Annotated in this window: 19 protein-coding genes; 9 read left to right on the top strand and 10 right to left on the bottom strand. The window is 57.2% G+C overall.

All coding sequences use genetic code 11. The features are described 5' to 3' along the window. Window positions 1–43 precede the first annotated feature (43 nt). On the bottom strand, window positions 44–1,276 hold the full coding sequence (locus tag HWX89_RS13710) for an ABC transporter substrate-binding protein (RefSeq protein WP_138793989.1): 1,233 nt from the start codon (window positions 1,274–1,276) through the stop codon (window positions 44–46). A gap of 402 nt (window positions 1,277–1,678) precedes the next feature. Here HWX89_RS13710 and HWX89_RS13705 point away from each other — a divergent pair, with 402 nt between their 5' ends. From HWX89_RS13705 to ggt, 6 genes are all read left to right on the top strand, one after another. Further along, entirely contained in the window at window positions 1,679–3,631 is a 1,953-nt protein-coding gene (locus HWX89_RS13705; protein WP_178340759.1) for a helix-turn-helix domain-containing protein, read from the top strand. Between the two features lie 152 nt (window positions 3,632–3,783). Further along, entirely contained in the window at window positions 3,784–5,052 is a 1,269-nt protein-coding gene (locus HWX89_RS13700) for a hydroxymethylglutaryl-CoA reductase, degradative (RefSeq protein ID WP_138793991.1), read from the top strand. Between the two features lie 123 nt (window positions 5,053–5,175). Then, a complete protein-coding gene (locus HWX89_RS13695) occupies window positions 5,176–6,420 on the top strand; it encodes a CaiB/BaiF CoA transferase family protein (RefSeq protein ID WP_138793992.1) in 1,245 nt (414 codons plus the stop codon). Further along, a complete protein-coding gene (locus tag HWX89_RS13690) occupies window positions 6,420–7,178 on the top strand; it encodes an enoyl-CoA hydratase/isomerase family protein (protein ID WP_138793993.1) in 759 nt (252 codons plus the stop codon). Before HWX89_RS13695 ends, HWX89_RS13690 begins: the two co-directional genes overlap by 1 nt. 1 nt (window position 7,179) lies before the next feature. Next, complete coding sequence (locus HWX89_RS13685) at window positions 7,180–8,031, top strand: hydroxymethylglutaryl-CoA lyase (protein WP_138793994.1); 852 nt, start codon at window positions 7,180–7,182, stop codon at window positions 8,029–8,031. Between the two features lie 601 nt (window positions 8,032–8,632). After that, entirely contained in the window at window positions 8,633–10,390 is a 1,758-nt protein-coding gene (gene ggt, locus HWX89_RS13680) for a gamma-glutamyltransferase (RefSeq protein WP_138793995.1), read from the top strand. Between the two features lie 313 nt (window positions 10,391–10,703). On the opposite strand, the gene HWX89_RS13675 is transcribed toward ggt, so the two are convergent. From HWX89_RS13675 to HWX89_RS13665, 3 genes are all read right to left on the bottom strand, one after another. After that, a complete protein-coding gene (locus HWX89_RS13675) occupies window positions 10,704–11,840 on the bottom strand; it encodes a GGDEF domain-containing protein (protein WP_138793996.1) in 1,137 nt (378 codons plus the stop codon). A 223-nt stretch (window positions 11,841–12,063) separates the two neighbouring features. Next, on the bottom strand, window positions 12,064–15,060 hold the full coding sequence (locus HWX89_RS13670; protein WP_138793997.1) for an autotransporter family protein: 2,997 nt from the start codon (window positions 15,058–15,060) through the stop codon (window positions 12,064–12,066). A 380-nt stretch (window positions 15,061–15,440) separates the two neighbouring features. Beyond that, complete coding sequence (locus HWX89_RS13665) at window positions 15,441–15,857, bottom strand: winged helix-turn-helix transcriptional regulator (RefSeq protein ID WP_138793998.1); 417 nt, start codon at window positions 15,855–15,857, stop codon at window positions 15,441–15,443. 47 nt (window positions 15,858–15,904) lie between these two features. Here HWX89_RS13665 and HWX89_RS13660 point away from each other — a divergent pair, with 47 nt between their 5' ends. Beyond that, entirely contained in the window at window positions 15,905–16,711 is an 807-nt protein-coding gene (locus HWX89_RS13660; protein WP_138793999.1) for an SDR family NAD(P)-dependent oxidoreductase, read from the top strand. Here the strand turns inward: HWX89_RS13660 and HWX89_RS13655 are convergent. Beyond that, entirely contained in the window at window positions 16,708–17,424 is a 717-nt protein-coding gene (locus HWX89_RS13655; RefSeq protein WP_138794000.1) for a pyridoxamine 5'-phosphate oxidase family protein, read from the bottom strand. The two genes, HWX89_RS13660 and HWX89_RS13655, sit on opposite strands and share 4 nt — an antisense overlap. 81 nt (window positions 17,425–17,505) lie before the next feature. On the opposite strand from HWX89_RS13655, the gene pdxR reads away from it, so the two are divergent. Next, the gene (gene pdxR / locus HWX89_RS13650) at window positions 17,506–18,951 is read left to right on the top strand and encodes a MocR-like pyridoxine biosynthesis transcription factor PdxR (RefSeq protein WP_138794001.1); all 1,446 of its coding nucleotides are present in this window, start codon (window positions 17,506–17,508) and stop codon (window positions 18,949–18,951) included. A 166-nt stretch (window positions 18,952–19,117) separates the two neighbouring features. Here pdxR and HWX89_RS13645 read toward each other — a convergent pair whose 3' ends face one another. The 5 genes from HWX89_RS13645 to HWX89_RS13625 all read right to left on the bottom strand — a co-directional run bounded on the left by HWX89_RS13645 (window position 19,118) and on the right by HWX89_RS13625 (window position 24,070). After that, complete coding sequence (locus HWX89_RS13645) at window positions 19,118–20,305, bottom strand: alpha-hydroxy acid oxidase (protein ID WP_138794002.1); 1,188 nt, start codon at window positions 20,303–20,305, stop codon at window positions 19,118–19,120. 74 nt (window positions 20,306–20,379) lie between these two features. Further along, window positions 20,380–21,888, bottom strand: a complete 1,509-nt coding sequence (locus HWX89_RS13640) for a tripartite tricarboxylate transporter permease (protein ID WP_138794003.1) — start codon at window positions 21,886–21,888, stop codon at window positions 20,380–20,382. Between the two features lie 21 nt (window positions 21,889–21,909). Next, on the bottom strand, window positions 21,910–22,368 hold the full coding sequence (locus HWX89_RS13635; protein WP_138794004.1) for a tripartite tricarboxylate transporter TctB family protein: 459 nt from the start codon (window positions 22,366–22,368) through the stop codon (window positions 21,910–21,912). Continuing rightward, window positions 22,368–23,327, bottom strand: a complete 960-nt coding sequence (locus HWX89_RS13630; RefSeq protein WP_138794005.1) for a tripartite tricarboxylate transporter substrate binding protein — start codon at window positions 23,325–23,327, stop codon at window positions 22,368–22,370. Before HWX89_RS13630 ends, HWX89_RS13635 begins: the two co-directional genes overlap by 1 nt. Before the next feature lie 41 nt (window positions 23,328–23,368). Then, complete coding sequence (locus HWX89_RS13625) at window positions 23,369–24,070, bottom strand: IclR family transcriptional regulator (protein WP_138794006.1); 702 nt, start codon at window positions 24,068–24,070, stop codon at window positions 23,369–23,371. A 142-nt stretch (window positions 24,071–24,212) separates the two neighbouring features. On the opposite strand from HWX89_RS13625, the gene HWX89_RS13620 reads away from it, so the two are divergent. Further along, a complete protein-coding gene (locus HWX89_RS13620; RefSeq protein ID WP_138794007.1) occupies window positions 24,213–25,214 on the top strand; it encodes a hydroxyacid dehydrogenase in 1,002 nt (333 codons plus the stop codon).

The following is a 25,214-nucleotide window of genomic DNA, read 5'->3' as shown; positions in this document are numbered from 1 at the left end:
CGTCGCGGCCGCCGCTGCGACCGGCCGCAATCTGCCGTCCCCGTTATTTCTTGGTGATTAGTGAGCAGGTGGATTTGTCGAGCGGCTGAAACGCATTCTCGGCGCTGATCGTCGATAGAAGCTTGTAGTAGTCCCACGGTTGTTTGGATTCGTCGGGTTTCTTGACTTCGAAAAGGTACATATCGTGTACCATTCGACCGTCCTCGCGGATCTTGCCCTTGTAGAAGATGTCCTGGACCGGCAGTTCGCGCATCTTCGCCATGACCGTTTCAGTCTCATCAGTTCCGGCAGCCTCGACGGCCTTCAGGTAGTGCAGCACGGATGAGTAGGTACCGGTCTGCAACATGTTCGGCATGGCCTGCACCTTATCGAAAAACCGCGCCGACCAGGCGCGCGTTTCCTCGTTCATGTCCCAGTAGGAGGCCTCGGTGATGGTAAGGCCCTGGGATTCCTCAAGACCGACCCCGTGCACGTCATTGATAAATGCCGCGAGCGTTGCGAGCTTCTGCCCACTTTGGGTCAGTCCGAACTGGGCCGCCTGTTTGATGGAATTGATGGTGTCGGCACCGGCGTTGGCAAGAGCAACAACCTTGGCGCCAGACCCCTGGGCCGTCAGCAATGGAGATGCAAAATCGCTGGTACCGACTGGCAGGCGGACATTGCCAAGAACCTTGCCGCCCTTTTCCGTCACCACCTCACCGGTATCTTTTTCCAGGCTATGGCCGAAGGCGTAGTCAGCCGTCACGAAATACCAGCTGTCGAAGCCGGCACCTACCAGCGCCTGACCTGTGCTATGGGCGATTGCATAGGTGTCGTAAGCCCAATGCACCACATAAGGTCCGCAGACATCATTCGTGATCCGCACAGAGCCCGGCGAGCTTAACGTGATAATCTTGTTCTTCTGTTTTGCGACTTCAAGAACGGCAAGTGCCGGTGACGACGATGCGACATCGAGAATGGCATCGACTTTTTCTTCATCGAACCATTTCCGGGCAATCGATGCGGCGATGTCCGGCTTGTTCTGGTGATCTGCAAAAATCAGCTCGACAGTCTTGCCAAGGATTTTGGAACCGAGCTCCTCCACCGCCATTTGCGCAGCCGTTACAGCACCCTTGCCTGTGATGTCGGCGTAGATCCCCGACATGTCCTCAATCACGCCGATACGAATGATATCGTCGCTGATCCCCTTGTCCTGAGCCATGGTCATTTGCGGCATCAAGGACGCCGTTGCGAGAGCAGCAAGACATAATCCGGCGGCCGATTTGTGTTTCCTCATTGGTCGTTCCCTTTGTTTTTATTGGCGCATCTCCCGAATGCGCCATGGCCGACACATTAGGTAAGGCCCACATCTGCGTTCAATGTCTCGGAACCACACTTGTCGGAGTGAATAATGTTGGAGACACACAGATTGCCGTTCGGGACCAGACAAAGAATCGTCGGCAACCCTCTGCGACCATCCCGGCATGGGCAAAATCTCGCAGAATGTTCGATGAGCTTGGCGGTTCAGCACGCTGGGGATATGCGTGCTTATGCGAACACAGGCTACGACAAGATAGGAAAATGTGCACGACGCACATCAATTGCCGTGCGATATGTTTGAATAATACATTATGGCTAGCGCCAAAACATGTCAGTGCAATATTGTTGGAAGAACACACACATCAGGACGGAAGAAGCGATGTCCAATCAACCCGGCAGTTCTCCCTCTGGCCACAAGCTGAGCGGAGGGACGGAGGCCGCACATTATTACCGGCGGCTGCTGGAGCTGCTTGGCACCAATGCACCGCTGGCAAGCTTCGAACAATTGAGCATCGCTGCCAAGAGCGTTTCCTGGGAAGAAGGTGTTTCAGAGGCCATCACCGACGCTGTCGCCACCGCCGTTCGCCTGCGTGAGAATTTCGAGCTTAAGCGCAAGCGCGAGGTCGAGCTCTCGGCGCTCTATGACACAGCAAGAGACTTGTCGGCCCTGCGGGACACCGATCAGATCCTGCAGGCAATCGTACAGCGCGCGCGCCAACTTGTCGGAAGCGACATAGCCTATCTCTCTGCCGCAGACGAGGAACATGGCGATTTCTACGTCCGCACGACGGAAGGCGTCATCTCGCAGGATTTTGGACGCATCCGCGTGCCCCGCAATATCGGAGTTTGTGGCAGTGTCGCACGGACGCGGCGCCCGTTTTATTCAAGCAATTACTCTGCCGACCGCAACTTCGACCACGACAGCGGCATCGACAGCGCGATAAGCGGCGAGGGCATCATCTCCATTTTGGGCATACCGCTCGAGCTTGAAGCATATGTCATGGGTGTCCTGTTTGTCGGCGACCGTTATGTGCGGTCCTACACACCGCAGGAACGCTCAGTTCTCTCATCGCTCGGCACCTTTGCAGCACTCGCGATCGAAAATGCCAGGCTGCTGGAAGAGGCCCAACGTGCGCTCTTCCTGGCAAAGGATGCCAACTCCGCGCTGCGTGCAAAAGCTGATGACATCGAACAGGCAGCAGTTGCGCATGAGCAGCTGACGGAACTGATCGCACGCGGTGGTACGCTTGACGACCTTGTCAACCGCGTGTCCAACCTGATGAAGGGCCAGGTCGGGGTCATTGATGAAAGCCGCGATGTAATCTCCGGTGAAGTTGGCAAACATCTGACGGACGAGGAACTTGCCCGGGCTGTGCGCGAAAGCGATCGCCTGGGTAGATCCGTTGCGCTACCGGCGGGTGACGGATCTACCACGGTTGTCGCAGCGGTCATGGGAGGGTCAACGCGCTGGGGTGCGCTTGTCCTGACCCGAAGCCGGCCCCTCTCCCCTTCCGAGACACGGACGCTTGAGCGCAGCGCTATCGTGACAGGAATTGTGCTTTTGTCTCTGGATCGCATCGCTCAGATAGCCCACCGCAATGTCGTTGACACCGTTTCTGCTCTGCTGCGCGGAACAAGCGACCCTTTCGCGCACGAAAGTGCGAGACGGTTACCACCGGGAACATCGCTTTCCTGGCCCATCAGCGTCATGCTCGTGGAGCTGGTCGACATAACATCGGCGCAGGCTTCTTCCGCGCTTCGTTCGTTGCTTGCCGGTCGTGACACCATCTCCGCGGAATTCAATGGCGATCTTGCGATCATAACAAACGCTCTCGAGCCGGAGCGGCTCGCAAGGCGTATTTCGGAGAAGCTTGAAGAGACATTTGGTCAGAAGTCTACGATCGTGATCTCCGATCTTATTTCCTGCCTCGACAAGGTTCCGGCCGCATATGAGGCGCTGCGGCGATGCATAAGCCTGATCCACGGGCTTGAACAGCGAGGGCGCGTTGTCTTCGAGAAGAGTTTTGCCGTCTATGGTCTGCTTTTCCAGAACAAGGGCGACGATACGATAACTGCATTTCTGAAGACATCGGTCGGCGCGCTCGTGGAGCAGGACGAAAAACGTAAAAGCCAGCTTGCCGTGACCCTCCTCGCCTACTTCGACACTGGTAGGAGCGTCCAGAAGGCCGCTGAAGTTTTGGGAATTCACGTCAATACGATGCGTCAGCGGCTCGATACGATCTCGCAGATCAACCCGGACTGGTCCGACCCGTCGAAAAGCCTCGAAGTGCACGTCGCTCTACGTCTGCACGCTTTGAAACAAACGGTCTGAAACCTTAGCCTCACAGCGTAGCATTTGAACCAGACACACCAGACTGTAGCAAGGTGACAAGCGAGAGCGGCCTCGATGTGTTCTGGCTACATTGTGCTGAAACGACGCGCCCACATAGGTTTGGAAAAGATACACAATGGGAGATCTTCTTCATGTCCGTAAACAGCCGCATTCCGGGGTTCTACAAATTATCACCTTCGGAGCGCTTCAAGACCGTCGTAAAGCTGAGCGGGCTACCTGAGAGTGACATATCGAAGCTTGCCTCAACCGACACCGATATGCTGGCAATTGCTGACCGCATGGTCGAGAATGTGGTTGGCACCTTGTCAATTCCCCTCGGCGTTGCGGCGAATTTCACGATAAATGGCCGCGATTATCTCATTCCCATGGCAACAGAAGAACCGTCGGTCGTGGCCGCAGCCAGCAATATGGCATCTGTCGCCCGTATCCATGGCGGGTTCAACACATCAAGCGATCAGCCCATCATGATTTCGCAAATTCAGTTGGTTGGCGTCAAGGATCCCCACGGCGCGCGTCTGCGCCTCTTTGAGCGCCGTCAGGAGCTGCTGGATCTTGCCAATCAGCAGGATCCAATGCTTGTGAAACTTGGCGGCGGTGCCAGGGATATCGACGTCCGCATCATTGATGCCGCTGAAAAGACCTATGTTGTTCTTCACCTGATCGTCGACGTGCGCGACGCCATGGGGGCCAATGCCGTCAACACCATGGCCGAAGCGCTCGCGCCACTGGTCGCCGAAATCGGCGGCGGCCGTGTGCGCCTTCGCATTCTCTCCAACAAGGCTGACCGGCGGCTTGCGCGCGTGCGCGCAACATACGATGCCGAGGCGCTGGGCGGCCAGGATGTCGTGGATGGGATTATTGATGCCTACGCTTTTGCCGCGGCCGATCCCTATCGTGCGGCCACTCATAACAAGGGGATCATGAACGGTATCACCGCCGTGGTCCTTGCGACCGGCAACGACACGCGTGCGGTTGAGGCCGGAGCACATTGCCACGCGGCAGCAACCGGCCGCTATACGTCGCTGTCGCATTACGAAAAGGACGCTCACGGAAATCTGGTCGGCACCATGGAGGTCCCCATGGCCGTGGGTCTGGTTGGTGGCGCAACAAAAACGCACCCTGTGGCCCAAGCAGCCGTGAAGCTTCTAGGAGTCAAAAGCGCACAGGAACTCGCCGAGATCATTGTCGCTGTCGGGCTGGCTCAGAACACCGGTGCGCTGCGGGCGCTGGCCGCCGAAGGTATTCAGAAAGGCCACATGTCACTTCATGCCCGCAATATTGCGGTCGCCGCCGGTGCGAGAGCCGAAGAAATTGATGAGGTCGTCGCCCGCCTGCGCAAGGAAGGTCATGTCCGCATTGACAAGGCTGAGGCCGTGCTTGCTCAAATTCGCCAATCCTGAGTTGTGGACAGCGGAAGGACCCAGGCGAAATGTTGCTCCACGTGACTTCGGGAGCTTGGTTTTATCAGGTACGAATTGCGGCTCACCGGACGCGAAGCCCAGTTCCGGAATCGGAAGGATTGCATGACAGACATTAGTGATGAGAACGGCTGCTGGAAAAGCCACCGCTCCGGACCTCTCTCAGGAGTGACCGTGCTCGATGTAACCCGCGTTGTGGCAGGGCCATTCTGCTCAATGCTGCTTGCCGATCTCGGTGCAACGGTCATCAAGGTGGAAAACCCCGACGAGCCTGACTACGCGCGGACGTTCCCGCCCTTCGTCAGTTCGGACGAAGAGCAGTTGAGTGCCTTCTTCGCGCAGTTTAATCGCAACAAGCTCGGGATTACGCTCAACCTGAAATCGCAGGAGGGCAAGGACCTGCTCATGAAACTCGTCGGGAACGTGGACATTCTTGTCGAGAATTTCCGTCCGGGCACCATGGAAAAACTCGGACTTGGCTTCGATACACTGAGTACCGTCAATAAGAGACTGGTCTATACCGCTATCAGCGGATTTGGCCGCACCGGTCCGAACTCCTCAAAGCCAGCCTACGACAATACCGGCCAAGCCGCTGGAGGGCTCTGGTCGATGAACGGGTACGCCGATCGTCCTCCGGTCCGCGTCGGCACCATTATTGGCGATCTCTCAGCTTCGCTTTATGCCGCCATCGGCACGATCGCCGCACTGCGTGAGGCCGAGCGCACAGGCAAGGGACAGGTGGTAGATGTCTCACAGCAGGATTCGATCCTCACCCTGACAGAGAATGCGGTGGTGCGTTACACCACTCAAAAGGAAGTGGCATCGCCACTGGGGAACGACCATCCTTTCGTCAGCCCCTACGGCCAATTTGCCTGCAAGGACGGCTATGTGTTCTTTGGCGGTTATACTGACAAGTTCTGGGCCATAACCTGCGCCATGTTCGGTGAGCCTGACAAGGCGATCGATCCGGAACTCGATACGATGGAAAAGCGCTTCGAACCGACCACGGCCAGAACGAAGGTCAAGCCGCTTCTTGAGCGCTGGTTTTCTGCCTTTACCAAGGCTGAACTCGAAGACATGGCTGGTGACAAGGTGCCGCTGAGCGCAATCAAGACGATCGCCGAAGTGGTTGAAGATCCACATGTGGCGGCCCGAAACATGATCGTGAATGTGCCTGTTGCGGGTAAATTGATCGGCATGTTTGGCCTGCCGATCAAGCTTTCCGGTCGAGAGGAGGAGCCGAACGATAAGGCACCGGCGCCAGGAGAGCATAACGATCTGGTGTTTGCAAAGCTGGCAGGGATTACTAGCGAGGAGGTCGCCAGACTGAAAAAGGCAGGAGCAATCTGATGGCGATCGATTACTTAAGGGACGGCGCCATTGCCACAATCCGCCTCAATCGGCCCGAGAAGCTTAACGCACTGACACTTGCCATGTATGACGATCTTGGCCGTGCGTTTGCCGAAGCGGGTCGTGACGATGCGGTTAACGTGGTCGTTCTTACCGGCGCTGGCGACCGTGCTTTTTGTGTTGGCGCCGATCTCACCGAATCCATCCCCGCACTCGCGGAGGGCCGTTTCGATATTTCAAAATGGGATCCCGCTCATCTGAAGGTAGAAGGTTTCTTCAAGCCTGTGGTCGGCGCTGTGAATGGCCTTTGCATCGGCGGCGGCTTTGAAATCATGCTGGCAACCGATATCCGCGTTGCGTCTAGTACCGCACTGTTCCAGTTGCCGGAGCCGCAACATGGATTTGTCCCTGCCGGCGGAACCCTTGTTCGGCTCGTACGCCAAATAGGTTATGCGCATGCAATGGAAATCATGCTGACAGGCGAACGGTTTTCCGCAGCAGACATGCTGACGCGCGGCGTCGTCAATCGCGTTGTCGAGACAGTCGAGGTCGAACCTGTCGTGTATGAACTTGCCAACCGCATAGCAAGTCTGAGCCCAGGCGCAGTCCAGACCATCAAAGAAGCCGCACTGACGCTGCAGCACCTGCCGTTGAAGGATGCTTTCACAAGAGAAGCCAATCTGGGCCAACGTACCTTCGAAAGTGAGGACGCACGCCGCGGACTTGCAGCCTTTGCAAATCGTAACAAACGGAACTGACATGAGACCGGCAGCAACCATCGTCGAGGTTGGCCCACGCGACGGGCTGCAAAATGAAAAACAGACCGTGCCGACAGCAAGCAAGCTCGAACTTCTCGAACTTCTGCATTCAGCCGGCGTACAACGGCTGGAAGTCACGGCCTTCGTGTCGCCGAAATGGGTGCCGCAGATGGCCGATCATGAAGAAGTGCTGCGGAGGTTTGAGTCAGCGCCTGGCCTGATCCGCTCGGTGCTGGTGCCAAACGAGCGAGGTGCTGCGGCAGCCCTTGCCATCGGTGTTGAGGAGCTTGCGATCTTTACCAGCGCATCCGAAACGTTTGCGAGGAAAAACATCAATTGTTCCATCGCAGAAAGCCTTGAACGCTTTAGACCAGTCGCAGCCATTGCGATGAGCAGCAGAGTACGATTGCGCGGTTACGTCTCTTGCAGTTTTGAATGCCCATACGAAGGTGAGATCGCACCGGAGGCGGTAGTTGCCGTTGCCCGGTCTCTGGCTGATCTCGGGTGCAACGAGATATCCATCGCCGACACGATCGGCCAGGCGAAAGCGCTAAAAGTGGAAAACGTCATGCGGGTCACAACGGCAGCACTTCCCGCCTCGATGCTCGCCTGTCATTTTCACGATACCCACGGACGCGCCCTTGAGAATGTCGATGTTGCGCTCGCAAACGGCATCCGTATTTTTGACAGTTCGATCGGCGGACTGGGCGGTTGCCCCTACGCACCAGGTGCAGCCGGCAATCTCAGCACAATTCCACTTGCCGCCCACCTTGAAAAAGCCGGTTACACAATCGGGCTCGATATGGCCGCCCTTGGAAAGGCCCAAGACTTTGCTTTCGCGCTCCGGAAATGATGACAAGTGGTCAGTTCAACGAGAAAAGCACCCCTGCCCGCTGACACGTTCAGGCTTTCTGGCGTCATTAGCCGGCTCGCGCGGCGCTCAATGTTCCAAGATTATCTAGTTTCAGGGAAGAGCGTTCTGGCTCAGACGTTTGCCGAGCGAGTGTTGTCCTACCGGCTGCGAACCAGATATCAAACCACATGGGTATCGGCCAAACCTCGTTGCATTCGACCAGTTTTGAATCTTAAGGCGTCCAATTAGACCTACTTTCCGTCCAATTTAAATTGCCCAAGCGCCTGATTGAAAATCAGCACCGTATACTGCCAATGCCAAGTGAGCGCGACATCACCTTCTTCGGCGCCACCCCGGAAATTCCAAACGATCGCGCGCCAGTGCGAAAGAATCGGCGACCTCAATCTGACTTCGAGATGAAGCACGGTAACTCGTTTGGTGCTCGATAACTGGTGATCTCATACCGAGATGGTTACGCCTCGGCGTCAGCCTTTTTAATGGAAATCCAGTCTGGACCTGCATAGGTTTGACCTATCGGTTAGCTCAGGCGGGTGTCCTGCTCACGTGAACCGTGTGGCCCCCTTTCTGGAGAACAACTCAAATGGCAGCTAAATTTCTCGGAGAGGCATTTCTCGCCTTCATGCTTTCCACGGCAACGGCTTTTGCCCAGCAGACGTCTGACACGGTGTCGCCCGAAAAAGCGACTGACGTTTCGATTGCCAAACGTACCGAGTCAAAGGCATTCATGGTCGCAGCAGCCAATCCGCTTGCGGCCGAGGCTGGGCGTGAAGTGATCGCGCGCGGTGGAAACGCTATCGACGCGATGGTTATTGTACAAACGGTGCTAGGCCTCGTTGAACCGCAAAGCTCGGGTCTCGGCGGGGGTGCCTTCCTCGTCTATTACGATGCCAAAAGCGGCAAGCTGACGACATTTGACGGCCGCGAGACGGCGCCGAGAGATGCGACCCCGAAGCTTTTCCTGGACACAAACGGTCAGCCGCTGAAATTCATGGACGCCGTGGTCGGTGGCCGCTCGGTTGGAACGCCAGGAACAGTGCGACTTCTGGAAGACGTCCACAAACGATACGGAAAAACAGACTGGGCAACCCTCATGAAACCGGCGGAAACGTTGGCGACGGAGGGATTTAAGGTGTCGCCTCGACTTGCAGCTTTGATCGCCACCGAGGGCGACCGCTTGAAGAAATATCCACAACCCCGATCCTATTTCTTTGACGCCTTCGGGGTCGCTTTACAGACGGGTGCGGTGTTGAAAAACCCCGCCTATGCCGAGACGCTTTCGGCCCTTGCCAAAGGCGGCGCCGATGCTTTCTACGGGGGACAAATTGCCGAGGCGATCGTCAATACGGTACGCGAGGCGCCCGGTAATCCCGGCGTCCTGTCGCTCGCCGATCTTTCCAATTACCGCGTCATCGAACGCGAGCCGATCTGCTTTATGTATCGTGGCCTCGACGTTTGCGGTATGGGGCCACCATCATCAGGCGGCATCGCTATCGGGCAGATCCTTGGCATAGCAGAGAATTTTGACCTCAAGACCCCAGGACCGGAGAAAGCCGACAGTTGGCGCATTATCGGAGATGCACAACGTCTCGCCTTCGCAGACCGCGAGCGTTATGTCGCCGACACCGACTTCTTGCCGTTACCCACCAAGGGCATGCTGGATAAATCCTATCTGGGAGAGAGGGCCAAGCTCCTCGACGGGGACAAAGCCTTGTCCAAGGACGCGGTCAAGGCGGGCCAGCCAGAGTGGGACCACGCGCTGCTTTTGGGCCGGGATGCCGCGCTGGAGTTGCCGTCAACAAGCCATTTCGTCATCGTCGACACTGAAGGCAACGTGGTCTCGATGACAACGACGATAGAAAACGGCTTCGGATCGCGCCTGATGACAAACGGCTTCCTGCTCAATAACGAATTGACGGACTTTTCTTTCAAAACTCATGACAATGGCCTGCCGATCGCAAACCGTGTCGAGCCCGGAAAACGGCCGCGCTCTTCAATGGCACCGACCATCGTGATGAAGGATGGCAAGCCGCTTCTTGCCATCGGTTCGCCGGGCGGTAGCCAGATCATCGGATATGTTGCTCAGGCGCTGATCGCCTATATCGACTGGGGGATGCCGGTTGAGGAGCTCGTCGCCCAGCCGCATCTCATTAACCGCTTCGGCACCTACGACATTGAGGCCGGCACGAACGCAGAAAAGCTGACCGAGGAACTGAAAGCACTGGGTTACGAGGTTAAACCAGTTGAGATGAACTCCGGTTTACACGCTATCGAGATAACCGCTCAAGGTTTGGCGGGCAGTGCAGATCCACGGCGCGAGGGAGTGGTTCTTGGGGAGTGAGGCAAAGGGCAGCGTGGCGAGGCAAGGCTCATTCTGGCTGGAGCGCGTTGGGCTGAAAGGCTTCGGTTGTGGGTATGGTGACCGGCAGTTCGCTAGCGCCATCGTGAACGCGCAGGTGCCAAAAGGAACCCCGAGCCATCCCGCCGGCAGCACTATTAGTGAGAAATTCACCGAAGACGGAATGCAACCCAATTTTCGCAGCTCTTGAACGGATACGAACCGCTGACACATTAGTTCAGCTACTTGCTGACTTAGCGCAGATCGGACGATTTCCGCTCATAGAATGCTTTCGTCGCCTTTAGTAAAGGCCACTCTACTCCGCCTGCCTAATGCAATCGCGCCCATCGCTTTTTGCTTGGTAAAGTGCGCGATCAGCACGATCCATCAAGGCAGCTAAGTCCTCCCCTTTGTGCGCTACCGCAACCCCAAAGCTTGCCGTTGGAGTGAATTCGTTTGAAAGGATACCGGGCGATATTTCTTTGAAGGCGAGCCGGACGACCTCAGCAAGAGCCGAAGCTGTAGCGGCCTGGCCCGGTGCGAGCAAGATCGCGAACTCCTCACCGCCCAAGCGGCCGACGATCGCATCGTTGGGAGCGTTACCCTTCAGAATTTCGGAGAAAGCTCGAATGACGCGGTCTCCACCGCTGTGTCCATAGCGGTCATTGATTGACTTGAAGTAATCGAGGTCGCTCACGATCACAGACACCCGTGCATCCGCGGACTGCCGCGCCATAGCGTTGAGCGCACGCGGCTCGAAGCCGCGACGATTAAGTAATCCCGACAAGGCATCGATCTGGGCATCCGACTTGATGCTGTCCAACACGTCACTTGCAATCACCGCGAATATACCTACGGCTGTCATTGCGCAAATAAGTGCGTCCGATATAGAGACAACGAGCCAATAAGCTCCTTCAAACCCTCCCTCTACGTTACCCGAAGCAAGCAAGAAAAGAGGGCGGAGAAGAAAGCCTCCACACGAAATTATAATCAAACCGAAAAGTACCTGCTCGACCGGGGTGCGATCTCGAGCCTTTGCTACATCAAACAGCATCACAAGACCAACCGCCGCGAGCCCACCGTTCAGGAAAATGACTCGCATAAGCAGGCTTTGCTCCACAAACTGATGATAATAGAGAGCGCTCAATGCAAGTGCGGCGATACTCAAGACAGCGAGATATCTTGGTCGTTGTGCGCGCCTGATGGACAGTCCAATAGACAGTAATACCATGGAGGACATCAAGAAGACGTTGGCCAGCAACCGTAGTAGTGGATCCCCAAGCGAAAAGGCAAAATAGAATATGACGAAACACAGTGCTCTCACCGAATATGAAAGAGCGAAGATAGCAATATAGGTAAGATGCCTGTGGTGGTGCCAGAGCACGAACATCGATATGCAAAACAGTGCAGACATGCCCGTATTCAACAGGCCTATGACGTCTTGATAACTCATATCTGACCGCCCATGGTGCCCGCCCTACGCACCTATATCGCACTCTTCAAAGTTGCGATAACACGGCTCTTGTAAATATCGGGTAAACCTGGCGCACCGCGGGCAAGGCTTCGTTGATCTCGGCTAACAACCCGCTTCGCTGCTTCTATAGGGAGGTATCCGCGGTGGGCCTTTTCTTCCCTGACGTCTGTAGAAGGTGATCTCACATGGCTCCGATCGTCCTTTAAAACTTCACCGTGAACCCAATCGTGCCATTGAAGCTGGTATTGCCGGAGAGATCGGCCAGACTGGTGTTGATGCCCGCCTGCCCGTGCACGGCATATCTTTCGTTATCCCAGGCATAGGTGCCGCCAAGGCCAAGCCCGCCCCAGAGACGTTCCTGCGAGTTAAGGAATGACACGCCGGCGACGTCCGTTCTCGCATCAGGCGACAGGTCATAATAAAGATTGGCGATGCCAGAGGCCTGCAGGCGGCTCCGCACACCGGCCTCATCCGTCCAGCTGTTTTCATAATCCGCTGACAGGCCTAGACGTAGCGTCAAATCATTGTCGCTGCCCAGAGATACGGCTGAACCAAAGGCATCGGTAAAGTCGCGGTGGCTCAGGCCGGAAAAGCTGAGCTGCGCCTGCGGGGTCAGGCTCCAGCCGGGACTGACGGCAATCTGCTGGCCTGCCTCGACACCCAGCGCATAACCAAGACCATTAATGCCCGAGGCAAGCCGGGTGGCTGCGGTGGTGGAGTTGAGGTCATTGTCAAACCAGGTGAGGTTAAGCTGACCATCGACATAAAAGCCGCCATAGCCATACCAGGTCAACGTGCTGCCAAGGCCGTAACCATTGCTGCTGATGGTGCCATTGCCGTATGCCGAGGTGATGTCACCATCGATGGTGCCGTAACGCACGGACAAGCCGCCAACCAGATTGCCACCCGTTGATGACATGAGTTCAATGTCGGTCCCGGCCTGTAGCTGCCAGGTATCAACGGTGTAGTCTGCACCTGTAGTGGAGGAATGCGGTGACAGGCGATCATGTTGGCCGACAATGCGGCCCCAAACGCCGTAACCACCGCCATCAGCGCCCTGCCCGGCATTTGTATCGCTGCTGCCCCAGACGCGGCTGCCGACACGCTGTTGCAGCGTATCCAGCGAATTGAAGCGCTGCAGCACGGAGGAATAGGCCTCGTAAACCGGTGCACCGGCTTGATAAAGCGGCGTCCCTGACGACAACAGGGTCGAGCGCAGATACCAGTCACCGTCTGCTGGGGTGCTGACACTGCCCTGATACAGCCGGTACGCATAAGCACCGGCGACCACGGCCTGATCACCTTCAAAAACATAACTGCCGAGTAAAGAGAACGTGCCGGCGGAGCTGCCGCCGACGTCGATGATCTTGATGCCTTCTACTGTCTGATCACCGGTGCCACCAACATTGATGACACGCACATTGGTGGTGCCAGATGTGTTCCCCGTGATAATCAAATGGTCGGTAGAAGACGTATCGTCGCCCAGCACGGTTTCAATTTCCAACGTGCCGCCGTTTCCGATATAGTCCCCCGCAACCGTCAATGTGCCGATGGAGTTGCCCGGTGCAATGGTACCGCCGGCAAAGTTGGTTGTGGTGCCCACCTGCCCGATACCCTGAAGACGGCCGCCATGCACCTCCATGGTGCCGCCGAGCGTGTTGTTGACCGACAATATGCCATCATAAACGCCTGATACGCCAAGCAATGCTGAATTGTTGGCAGTTAGAATTGTCTGGCCGGAACCCACCTGCCGCACGCCGCCGGACCCACTTATCGTGCCACCGAATGTCACGACATCAGAGCGGTTAAAGGCCAAGATACCATTATTGGCGACATCACCAACAATGCTGCCCGTCGTGCCATTGTTGCCCAGCCGCAGCGTGCCGTCCTCAATTGTGGTGTTGCCGCTATAGGTGTTTGCGCCTGTCAGCGTCAGGGTGCCCGCGCCTTGTTTGGTCAAGCCACCGATACCGGTGAGTTCGGGAGCAACGCCGATGTTGTAACCGTTGGTGTCAAAGAAAGCGTCATTGCTGCCAAGCAGCACCTGCCGACCGGCAAAATCGACAAAAAACTCAGTCTTGTTTTCGATGGCCCTGATGATGCCGCCATCCAAGGTGACATTGGCTGTTCCCATGCCGCCGCGAACAAAATTGGTCTCCAGCACGCCGCGCGCGCCAACCGTGCCGTTTATATCCAAGGTGCCGACTGCGCTCGCTGAGGAAATGCCAAGCCAGACACCATCGCGCACATAAACGCTTGCGCCATCTTCAATCGTCATGTCGCCCAGGCCGTAGTTGCCCAAATTGAGATTATAATCGCCGATGGACCAGCTGGATCCGGCACCAGTAACGGTTACGCTTCCGACACCCACAGCACCGGCGCCAACATATCCCTGCTGGCTGGATACCGTCGCACCATTCTCAATTCTCAATGTGCCACTGGCGTAACTGCCGACAGTGAGCTGGTCGGAAATGCTCCAGCTAGAGGAGGTGCCGGAAACAGTAGCGGAACTTGTGTCGGTGTCTCCGATAGTGGCAAGTCCGCTGGACACTTGTCCGCGATCTTCAATTCTCAGGATGCCGTTGCTGACGGTGATGCGGCCTGCATTTTCCCAGGATGAGCCGTCGCCGGACACCAAGACCTTACCCTCGTTGATGCCACCGATATAGGTATCGGCATTAACGATGAGTTTGCCGCCGAAAAGCAGTTGCAAGTCCCCATCGCCGCTGTCGCCTACCCCGAAATAATCATTGCTCGTCCAGGTTGATGCGTTGCCAGAACCATCTGTGCCCGAGACAAGGGCGACGCCATCCACCACGCCGCTGGAATTGGTGACACTGGCCCCGCCGGTGACATTGAGCGTGCCGTCGACTACCCGTGTTTCGGTAGTGGTCAGAGTTGAAGCCCCACCTGTCACTGTTAATGTGCTGGTAGCTTCCACGGAGACAGAGTTAGCGGTACCGGCGCCTGAAAGGTTCACGGTGCCCGGCGCGATAACAACATCGGCCGAAAAATCCGGAACGGCGTTGGAACTCCAGTTGCCGGCATCAAGCCAATCGTTATTGCCCGCACCTCCCGTCCAGTCAGCCGCCGTCACCGAAACCGGTACCGCCGCGAAGGCCAGAACGAGCGGTGCGGTGGACAAAAGCAGGCGTTGATAGGACGGCAGAAGTTGGCGAAGGGCTTGACGCTGTGGCATGGCGACCCCGAGAAGAGAGGGTGTAATGATTATCAAAGCATGAAAAAAGATGATTAATATCTACCTAATATTCCCGTCAAAGCAGCAAAAATCTTGAGGACACGCAGTTGGCAGCAGCCTCCCTCACCGCCCGTCCATTCCTGACACGCAGTCCATGATCAAGACACTCCGCGAGTGATACAAAGGGTCCGCCCTAGGTATTAGCGGCGCGCAGGGGCTTACGAGTTCGCTTTTGACTCGTCCTATACACCGGAATTGATATCCTCTAAGGTCTTGATACGATCTGGACTAACGACCCCCTAATAATTGAACTTTTAAGCAAAGAAAGCTCATTTATCTCGGGCATTTATTCCGTCTGATGCGTGACATAATGAGTCCAGTTAGTTTCCAGTCTCTTGAAGCACGGGGGTCCGTGCTGTGTCACCGGCTAGATGGTCACGAGAAAACTCTCTCACCGCGATCAAGACAGGCATGAGCGCGTGTCCCGCACGCGTGAGCCTGTAGTCAACGCGCGGACGCTGCTCAGCGTAATCCTGTCGCTCCACAAGCCCGTCCTTCTCGAGGTCTCGCAGATGCTGTGTAAGCATTTTTTGCGAGATCCCTGGCATGTCTCGCAGCAGTTGCGAGCTGCGCATCGAATTTGTCGCGAAGAGCCGAAACAGGATCGGTAACTTCCATCGCCCGCTCAGTACCCTGAAGGCTCGGCTAACGTGAGCAACAGAGCCATCTGGTCCAAGGCATGTGGCTCGATCCTCATCTGCTATGGGCACTTTTAAGTGCGTAATTGTCTCGGCCATCACCCTTCCTCCATAACATTCTCGGCTCTTAACATGGGAATACCGCGATGGATTTGAAACTGGATGGAAAGGTCGCGCTGGTGACGGGTAGCAGCAAGGGCATCGGCGAAGGAATTGCGCACGGACTGGCACGCGAGGGTGCCGTCGTCATCGTCCACGGGCGCGATAAAGCGAAAACCGAAGCGGTGGCGCACAACATCATTGCAGAAGGAGGGCGCGCACACGTGGTCCTTGGTGACCTGACGCGCGAGGAAGAAGTGCAGCGTCTGGTCGATGAGACCAAAGCCTTGGGAGCCGTCGAGATCGTCATCAACAATGCCGGCGGCTCCGGCGAAACGCAGACCTGGGAGACGACGCGACCAGAAACCTGGGCGGAAGGTTATGATCGCAATGTGCTTGCAGCCGTCAGGATTACTGCTCCCCTGCTGCCTGCCATGCGTGCGGCCAAGTGGGGCAGGATCATCAATGTTTCCAGCCTCGCGGGAATGATGCCCCCTGCCGGGCGCCCTGATTACGCTGCCGCCAAAGCAGCGATGATTGCCATGACCGCGTCGCTCGCCAAAGCCGTCGCCCTCGATGGCATTACCGTAAATACCGTATCGCCAGGAACGATCCGCAGCATCAGCCTCGATGAGGCTTTTCGCAAGGCGGCAGTAGGACAGGGCTTGGCCCCCGATGCACCTTGGTCGGAAGTGGAGCGGCAAGTCCTGCCTCTTTTTGCTCAAGTCCCCGTGGGGCGCGTCGGCACGCTTGAGGAGATCGCTGACGCTGTCGTCTTTCTCGCAAGTCCCCGTGCCGGCTACATCACCGGCGTCAATCTGAGGCTGGATGGCGGCCTTTGGCCCGGGCTTTAGGAGTAGGCCAGCTGGTAGGCTTCCAGCAAAGCTTCCTCCAAAAGTCGTCCCTCGCGATAGGATTGAAGGGTGGTGGGCCGCTCGACGCCGGGTATGATGCGAGGACAGGGTTCGGGTGTGCCGATCACTGTGCGGATCGGCAGGCGTTCGGCATAGATAGGCAGCTCATAATCTTCCTCGTCATCGACGACGCCTCTAGCGCGGATTTTAGCTGAGGCTTTTTCGATCTCCATCGCAATCACGGCCGTCGCCTTCGTCTCCTGTCCAGTGGTTGGGCGCAGCAGAGCAGTCCTGTCTGGAAAGAAACGGTCCACCATCATGGTCAGCGCGCGGTCTCTCTCCACCACATCCGTCACCAGCCGTGCTGTTCCGAAAGCCATGACCGAACGGTAGTCGGCAGAGTGGTTGAAGCCGGACCGGGCCAGCACGATGCTGTCAAAATGTGTGACGGTCAGACAGGCAGGCTCCCCCTTCGAAAGATTGCGCAACATCCTGCTTGCGCTGCTGCCATGCCAATACAGCCGCGTACCTTCGCGCCAGAAGAGTGTTGGCGTGCAGAACGGGCGCTCATCGATCACGTAGGCTACATGCGCGAGCGCGGCAGAATCCAGCAGTGCATGCACGGTGCCATGATCATAAAAGCCGCGATCATGGCGACGCTTGACCTTGTTCGTGGCATCGACAGGATAGTGGTCTGAGAAGTGGTCGGTCATGATCTGGCTTCCTTCATAATCTTGTTGTTTTCATTTTCGACCAGTAGAGTGGTCTGAAATAGGTCCAGTTCTGAAGGATTTATGCCAACCACTTCTCAGCACCAAAAAACCTCCACGTCGCCTGCGACCAAACACATTACCCAGCTTCGTCTCGATTCTTCGATCCGCAATCAGGCACAGCGAGTGCACAGTGCGCTTCGCCTGGCCATCATCGATGGCCTCCTGCCTTCCGGCACGGCTCTGCCATCCAGCCGAGCCCTTTCGCATCAGATCGGCATTGGCCGTAACACCATCGTCACCGCCTACGAGCAGTTATTGAGCGACGGGCTGGTCGAGGCCAGGCATGGGTCCGGCACCTTTGTTGCCGCCATTCCGCCGCCCCTGGCAAAGACCACAGCGCAGTTCGGTATCGGGGCTAAAGTACCTCCAGGCCCTAAAAAACCCTTCGCGCTTGGCCAGCCACGCGTCGAGCCGGCGCTACTCGCCCGCCTTGCATCTGCCAGCCGCCGCCGCATCTCTGAGGCCGACCCGTTGGATCTGGGTTATGGTGATCCCCGCGGCAGCCTACATCTTCGTCGTCAGATCGCTGCCGCACTCGCAGTGGACCGCGGTTTACGTTGCGATCCCGACTGCATTGTCGTCGTCAGCGGAACTCAGCACGGTCTACGTCTTTGCGCCGACGCACTTCTTACGCCAGGAGACAAGATCTGGATGGAAGAGCCTGGATATGCGGCGGCACGTGCCACACTTGCGGCTGCAGGTGCTGTCCCGGTTCCGGTTGTCGTCGATGACGAAGGACTGGACATTCGGGCCGCTCGCAAACGTGCGCCCGACGCGAAAGCTGCTTATGTCACTCCCTCGCATCAGTTCCCGTCCGGCGTCACGATGTCTATGAGGCGCCGGGTCGAACTTCTCGAATGGGCAGATAATGCGGGCGCCTGGGTGTTGGAAGACGATTACGATAGCGAATTCCGATATACCGGGCGACCGCTGACCCCGCTTGCTGGCCTTTCAACCACCCGGGTAATCTATCTCGGCACCTTTGCAAAAACGTTGTTTCCGGCATTGCGCATTGGCTACATGGTGGTGCCGGCGGACGCTCTCGGCCAAATCCTGTCTGCCCGGGCAGCGATTGATCGTTTCCCGCCAGCCTTCATGCAGGACGCGGTTGCAGATCTCATGTCCGATGGCACCGTTTCCGCGAATCTGCGGCGAATGCGAAAGCACTATTGCAACGCGCGCAATCAGATTGCGAAAATCATCACCGAAGGCGCTGCTGGCGTTCTTATACCCGCCGTGCCGGCGCAGGGGTTGCATATGATAGTTCGCTTAGCGTCCGGCCTCGATCGTGATGCTGGGCGAGCGATCAGAGCTGCCGCCGGGGTGGACGCGATGCTGATGTCTGAGACACGAACGGAATCCACAGGAACGGAAGGGTTCATCCTTGGTTTTTCCGGTTTTTCACCCAAACTCCTGTCGGAAGCGGCTATATCGTTAGCTCAAGCGGCGAGGAGATATGTGAGATGAGGCCCTGACCCAGGCCGGCCAATGTAAAGCACTCAGGCTTCGCCAGAGGAAACTTCCGCTACACAGGGTAAGGTAAGCTCTTGAACAGAGCCGGACCTACGACCCGTTGATCGCGCGAGCGAAAACGCTGCCGTTGAAGCGTTTCGCCGAAGTCACTTGTATGGGACTAAAGGTGCTTATCGATAATTAGGTCGCGAGAAAGATCTTCCAGACTTGTCGCCCCAAGTAGAGCCATGTTCCGGCTGATCTCCGATTTGAGAATTTCGGTGGCCTTTCGCACACCATCAGGCCCGGCAACTGCGGCTGCGTAAAGGAAAGGCCGCCCGACGAACACGAAGCGGGCTCCAAGAGCGAGCGCCTTCATGATGTCCGTGCCGCGGCGGAAGCCGCCATCTATCATAACCGGAATTCGACCATCGATCCTCGCTACGATGTCCGGTAGCACTCGCAGTGGGGAGGCCGTTCCGTCGAGCTGGCGCCCGCCGTGATTGGAAAGAATGATACCGTCCGCCCCGGCGTCTGCTGCTTGAACCGCGTCGTCTGGATGCATGATCCCCTTCACGACGAGATTGCCGTCCCAGCGGCTGCGAATCCGCTCGAGATGGCTCCAGTCGAGATGATCTTTTTTTCCGAAGTCACGCATCACGTTGGAGGCCACAATTGGAGCGCCTCGCGTCGCATAAGAGTTTTCGAAATGCGGGATGCCATGACGAACGATCGTTTTCAGGAATGTTCCAATTGTCCAACGGGGGTGAGAAATGCCTTCCCACGCAAGGCGCAAGCTCGGGCGGAGCGGCGTGGAAAACCCGGCGCGGATATTGTTCTCACGATTGGCGAGCGCAGCCGTATCGACAGTGAGCACAAGTGTTTTGAAACCTGCCGTCGCCACACGGTCAACCAGTGCATCAATGCGATCGGACTCGCCCGGAAGATAGGCCTGGAACCAAGTATCCGGTGCGGCGGCGGCGACATCTTCCATCCGGATCAATGAAGATCCGCTCATAATCGCGGCAATCCCCGTCTCTGCGGCACCTTCCGCAAGAATGATATCACCCCGATAGGCCATCAAGGCACTGATCCCCATCGGTGCGATGCCGAAGGGTGCCTGGTAGCTGATCCCAAACAGCGTCGTCTCCATGGTTCGCCTGGAGACGTTGCGTAGAACTCGCGGCCGGAAGGCAAAGCGAGCAAAAGCCTCGGAATTTTGCCGAAGCGATGAATTCGTCTCGCTGGCACCGGCAATATAACCAAACAGTGGCCGCGGAAGATGTCGGCGCGCCTTCTTTTCGAAATCGTCGAGACTAAGGACTCCGGACAGGCCGCGTACCCGGGCAGTGTTTCTTGATCCAGGCACGGTTGGCCTCTCTAGGTTTATACTAGATAGCAATTGCGGCCGACAGAAGCCGGCCGCATTGAGGTCCGATGATGTCAGTCTTCGCTTGCCTCGAACGCTTCCTTGCGCCCCTTGCGGATCGCCGGAAGGATCAGCGTGAGCAGCATGCCCGCCGTGATCAGCAGCAGCACGGCGCTGATCGGGCGCTCGACAAAGACGAGAGGATCGCCCTGCGACAGGAGAAGAGCGCGCCTCAGGTTCGTTTCGAGAAGCGGGCCCAGAACAAATCCCAGGAGTAGCGGACCCGCCTCGCATTTCGCCTTGCGCAGAACGTAGCCGAGTACCCCGAACAGGATAACAAGTGCGACATCGAAGCCGCGATTGTTGACGCTGTAGACGCCGATGCAGCAGAACAGCAGGATCGCTGGATACAGTAAGCGGTAGGGGACTTTCAGCAGACGCACCCACACACCGATCAGCGGCAGGTTGATGACCAGCAGCATCGCATTGCCGATCCACATCGAGGCAACCAATCCCCAGAACAGTTCCGGCTGGTTCTGGATCACCGACGGTCCGGGGGTAATCCCGTGGATCGTCATGGCACCGAGCATCATCGCCATGATCGAGTTCGATGGGATACCGAGGGTGAGAAGCGGAATGAAAGAAGACTGCGCACCAGCGTTGTTGGCAGCCTCAGGGCCAGCCACGCCGGCGATCGCCCCATGGCCGAATTTTTCAGGGGTCCTGGAAATCTTCTTCTCGACCGAATAGGCACTGAATGCACTGAGCGTTGCGCCGCCGCCCGGCAGTACGCCGAGAATGGTGCCGACACCTGTTCCGCGGAGGACCGCACCCCAGCTTTCCTTGAATTCCTGCTTGGTCGGCCACAAACGGCCAATCGTACTTTGCAGCACGCCACGCGCTTCCTTAAATTCAAGATTACTGGCGATCTCGGCAACACCGAACAAGCCGACGGCAATAACCACGAAATCGATACCGTCATAGAGTTCGGTCGAACCAAAGGTAAGGCGCGTCGAGCCGCTGTTGACATCGATGCCGACCATGCCGAGGACGAGACCAAGGCATACCATGCCGATCGCCTTGATGACCGATCCATGTGCCAGGATCGTTGCCGCCAGAAGACCAAATATACAAAGCGAGACATATTCGGCCGGTCCAAAGGACAGTGCAAAAGACGAAAGCGTAGGGCCGGCTATCGCAAGACCAATGGTCGCTACCGTGCCGGCAAAGAAGGACCCAAGCGCGGCAATTGCAAGTGCGGCCCCCGCTCGCCCCTTTCGAGCCATCTGGTATCCGTCGATCGCCGTGACAACGGCCGATGCTTCGCCTGGAAGATTTACGAGGATTGCAGTCGTTGATCCACCATACTGCGCGCCGTAAAAAATGCCCGCCAGCATGATGAGGGCGCCGAGTGGCGGCAGGAAAAATGTGACTGGCAACAGGATCGCGACTGTGGCAGTCGGGCCGATCCCCGGCAGGACGCCGATCAGCGTCCCCAGCAGTGCGCCTATAAAACAGAAGAAGAGGTTGGTCGGGGTAAAGGCTTCGGAGAAGCCCAGCATGAGGACATCAAGAAATGCCATGGGTATTCCTTTCAGTCTCGATCAGAACGGCAGGATCGGCATCTGAACGCCGAGGCCGTAGATGAAGACGAGAGCGCCAAAGATCGTCAGCAGCACGGTGGAGATCGCGATCTCGCGCCAGCGCGACTCCTGATCAGCAAGACTGCCGATCACGAGAAGCCAAATCGTCGAGACGACAAAACCCAGCGTTTCTGACATGAAAGCGAAGCCGGCGATTGCGACAATGAGAATGATCAGAGGCTTGAAGTTGGACTCGTCGAAAGGTTCGTAGGCTTTGCCCAACGCTTTGATCAGGACATAACCACCGATTGCGATCAGCATTCCGCAGATCACGTCCGGGAGAAACCCTGCACCCATCATTGCAGCCGAGCCGAACTGGAGGTCACGCCCGGCCCAAAGGCCAAGCGCTCCCAACCCGATCATCACGCCCCCCGCCAAGATATCGGGATAGTCCCGCTTTACTGTGGAGGAGCCGCTCATCACTTCACCCAAGGAGTTTCGTTCCAGATCTTCTGGAACCGAGCCAAGCGATCCGGCATCTGCTTTTCCCAGTCCGGCCCGGACAGATAAGCCAATGGAAGCGCAAGCTGGTTGGCCTGTTTCTGGAATTCGCGATTGTCGAGAACCTTCTTCATGGCTTCGCCGAATTTCTGGGTGATTTCATCCGGCAGTTCGCGCGGCGCCGCGATACCGCGTTCGGACGTCATCTCGACGTCAAATCCCTGTTCCTTGGCGGTCGGCACATCCGGCAATTGCGGCGAACGATCCGTGCCGAAATGGGCGATCATGCGCAGTCCAGATGTATCGTTGCCGGCAAACTCGCTGATGTTGAGACCACCACCGGAAACCTGCGAGCCGAGAATAGCGGTACGGGTTTCACCCGCTCCGGAAAATGGAATGTGGGTGAAGGTCGTGCCGGTTGCGGCGCCGAGCAGAATGATGGCCAGATGATCATCCGTACCTACACCGGAAGAGCCATAGGAGACAGCGCCCGGCTTTGCCTTTGCAGCGTCGACGAAATCCTTCAGCGTCTTGATCTCGGAAGCAGCCGGCACGACGATCGCGGTCGGGTCATCTACGATGCGGACGATCGGCTTGATCGTCTTGGGATCGTAACCAAGCTTGCGCTGCACCTGCATCGACAGGTAGCCCGGTGTGTTGATGTAGGAGAAAGTGTAGCCGTCAGGCTTTGCCTTGGACAGCGCCGTATAGGCAATTTCGCCAGATGCGCCGGGCCGGTTTTCGATGACGATGTCGGCGCCGAGTTCTTTTTCCAGGAACGGTTCGATGGCGCGCGCCATGACGTCCGTGCTGCCGCCCGGAGCAAAGGCCACAATCATCTGGATCGGGCGGTCATTCGGCCATTCGGCGTGAGCATAAGAGGCCGACGCGGCAAATACCGCGGCAGCGAATGCGAATTTTATCTTGCAATGCTTCATGTCCAATCCTCCATTGGATAGCGGCGGGCCCGGCTCCCGCGTTATGTTGTGCCGAGTTCTCCCCCCATGGCGACGGAAAGTTTCCGTGCAGCCACCTGGAGAATTTCGAGATTTTTCTTGATTGCGTCTTCCGAGAAGCGCGCCGGCGGACCGGTCAAGGCGAGTGAGCCAAACAATGCAGACCCATCACGGAACACAGGCACGGCCAGGCTCGCGACCTGGGGATCGCGCTCGCCCTGAGTTGCGAAGTATCCTGCCTCGCGAATTTGTTGGTAGATTTCTCCCGATTGCCCGGAGAACGCCAGGATCACGCGACCCGGCGCTCCTCGATCCAAGGGATACGTGCTGCCGACCCGTGCGGAGTGACGAATGGATTGGTGGGAGTCGTGGCGAAAAAGGCAAAGCCGCTCATCACCTTCGCGAACATATACAGCCGCGCTTTCACCCGTTTCTGCAACGAGAGAGGCCAGCAAAGGCTCGACGATGTCTGAGGCCCGGAATGTCGACTGGTAGATATTCCCCAACTTCATCAGCTTCGGACCCAGACGCCAACTCGCATCGTCATTGCGAATGAGAAGTTGGTGTTTGGCAAGAGAGCGGGAGATGCGCAGAACAGTCGCTTTGTCGAGCTCAACGCGACGCGCAAGCTCAGCCAACGTCAGCGTGAAATCACGGTCGGTGAACGCTTCCAACAATGATGCGGCGCGCTCTACAGCAGCGACGCCAGCCAAATTACCCGGCATGAATTCCTCCCAAAAAGATTGCGGAGCCAATAATCGTTGTACTGGGTACACCCTCTTTTCAATAAGTACAATACGCGATAAATGACATTCGTCAACAGGGCACCCCTGTTTGCACAGTGGCGACAAAATGCAGGAGGAGCATATGAGCGCGGCAACAGAGAATGGAGGCGGCCGGTCTCTTCGAGTGATGATCACCGGCGCGGAACTTGTTGAGGAAGCCAGGCAGCTACTCACATCACATCAAGTGCAAGCGATCTATGCACCGGCTTACTCCACTTCGGAGGATCTAGCTGCGATCGCCAGCGATAACGAGGTCGACGCCATCCTTGTACGGCAAGGTCAGATTGACCGATCCGTAATCTTATCGTCACCTCGATTGAAGGTGATCGCAAAGCACGGAAGCGGCGTCGACAACATCGATCTTTCAGCGGCCTCGGACCGCGGTGTTCCGGTTCTGCGTGCGCTGGCAGCGAACGCCCAGTCGGTGGCGGAACTGGCAGTCAGCCTGACGGTCAGCCTGATGAAGGATGTCGTTCCCCTGAACGCCGCCGTGAAGGGCGGCAGCTGGCCAAAGACAAAGTATGTAGGTCGCGACCTTGCCGGCGCTGTCTTCGGTGTCATCGGTTACGGTGAGATAGGTCAGCGGGCCGCATCTCTGGCGCGAGGCCTTGGCATGCAGATTGCGGCATACGATCCCTTCGCAAGCGCCACCGGCGATGTAGCAGTCAGCCGCGACCTTGATGCCGTATTGAAAGTGGCGGATGTCGTCAGCCTTCATTGCCCGCTGATGCCTCAGACGCATCACCTGATCAACGCTGAAAAGCTGGCTCTGATGAAACCGACAGCGTTTCTTGTCAACACGGCACGTGGCGCGGTGGTCGATGAGGCGGCTCTTATTCAGGCATTGCGATCAGAAACGATCGCCGGCGCGGCCTTGGACAGTTTCGAGATCGAGCCTCCTGCGGCAGACAATCCACTCTGGTCGCTGCCCAATGTGATCGCCACACCCCATGTCGGCGGCGCCAGCCGCTCGGCGCTGCGCAACATGGCAGTACAAAGCGCCCAGCACATCATCGACGTTCTGGAAGGGCGCAGCTTCGACGATCGGGCTCTCGCCAATCGGGATCTCATCGCCGCCGCATGA

The organism is Rhizobium sp. RM, assembly GCF_013390595.1.
GTDB lineage: Bacteria > Pseudomonadota > Alphaproteobacteria > Rhizobiales > Rhizobiaceae > Agrobacterium.
This window is presented reverse-complemented; position numbering and strand designations above follow the sequence as displayed.

Coding starts and splice junctions, on each gene's coding strand:
- pdxR (WP_138794001.1), top strand. CDS start 17,506: ATGCCAACCACTTCTCAGCACCAAAAAACCTCCACGTCGCCTGCGACC.
- HWX89_RS13630 (WP_138794005.1), bottom strand. CDS start 23,327: ATGAAGCATTGCAAGATAAAATTCGCATTCGCTGCCGCGGTATTTGCC.
- HWX89_RS13625 (WP_138794006.1), bottom strand. CDS start 24,070: ATGCCGGGTAATTTGGCTGGCGTCGCTGCTGTAGAGCGCGCCGCATCA.
- HWX89_RS13675 (WP_138793996.1), bottom strand. CDS start 11,840: ATGAGTTATCAAGACGTCATAGGCCTGTTGAATACGGGCATGTCTGCA.
- HWX89_RS13635 (WP_138794004.1), bottom strand. CDS start 22,368: ATGAGCGGCTCCTCCACAGTAAAGCGGGACTATCCCGATATCTTGGCG.
- ggt (WP_138793995.1), top strand. CDS start 8,633: ATGGCAGCTAAATTTCTCGGAGAGGCATTTCTCGCCTTCATGCTTTCC.
- HWX89_RS13665 (WP_138793998.1), bottom strand. CDS start 15,857: ATGGCCGAGACAATTACGCACTTAAAAGTGCCCATAGCAGATGAGGAT.
- HWX89_RS13640 (WP_138794003.1), bottom strand. CDS start 21,888: ATGGCATTTCTTGATGTCCTCATGCTGGGCTTCTCCGAAGCCTTTACC.
- HWX89_RS13670 (WP_138793997.1), bottom strand. CDS start 15,060: ATGCCACAGCGTCAAGCCCTTCGCCAACTTCTGCCGTCCTATCAACGC.
- HWX89_RS13705 (WP_178340759.1), top strand. CDS start 1,679: ATGTCCAATCAACCCGGCAGTTCTCCCTCTGGCCACAAGCTGAGCGGA.
- HWX89_RS13685 (WP_138793994.1), top strand. CDS start 7,180: ATGAGACCGGCAGCAACCATCGTCGAGGTTGGCCCACGCGACGGGCTG.
- HWX89_RS13690 (WP_138793993.1), top strand. CDS start 6,420: ATGGCGATCGATTACTTAAGGGACGGCGCCATTGCCACAATCCGCCTC.
- HWX89_RS13655 (WP_138794000.1), bottom strand. CDS start 17,424: ATGACCGACCACTTCTCAGACCACTATCCTGTCGATGCCACGAACAAG.
- HWX89_RS13620 (WP_138794007.1), top strand. CDS start 24,213: ATGAGCGCGGCAACAGAGAATGGAGGCGGCCGGTCTCTTCGAGTGATG.
- HWX89_RS13695 (WP_138793992.1), top strand. CDS start 5,176: ATGACAGACATTAGTGATGAGAACGGCTGCTGGAAAAGCCACCGCTCC.
- HWX89_RS13660 (WP_138793999.1), top strand. CDS start 15,905: ATGGATTTGAAACTGGATGGAAAGGTCGCGCTGGTGACGGGTAGCAGC.
- HWX89_RS13710 (WP_138793989.1), bottom strand. CDS start 1,276: ATGAGGAAACACAAATCGGCCGCCGGATTATGTCTTGCTGCTCTCGCA.
- HWX89_RS13700 (WP_138793991.1), top strand. CDS start 3,784: ATGTCCGTAAACAGCCGCATTCCGGGGTTCTACAAATTATCACCTTCG.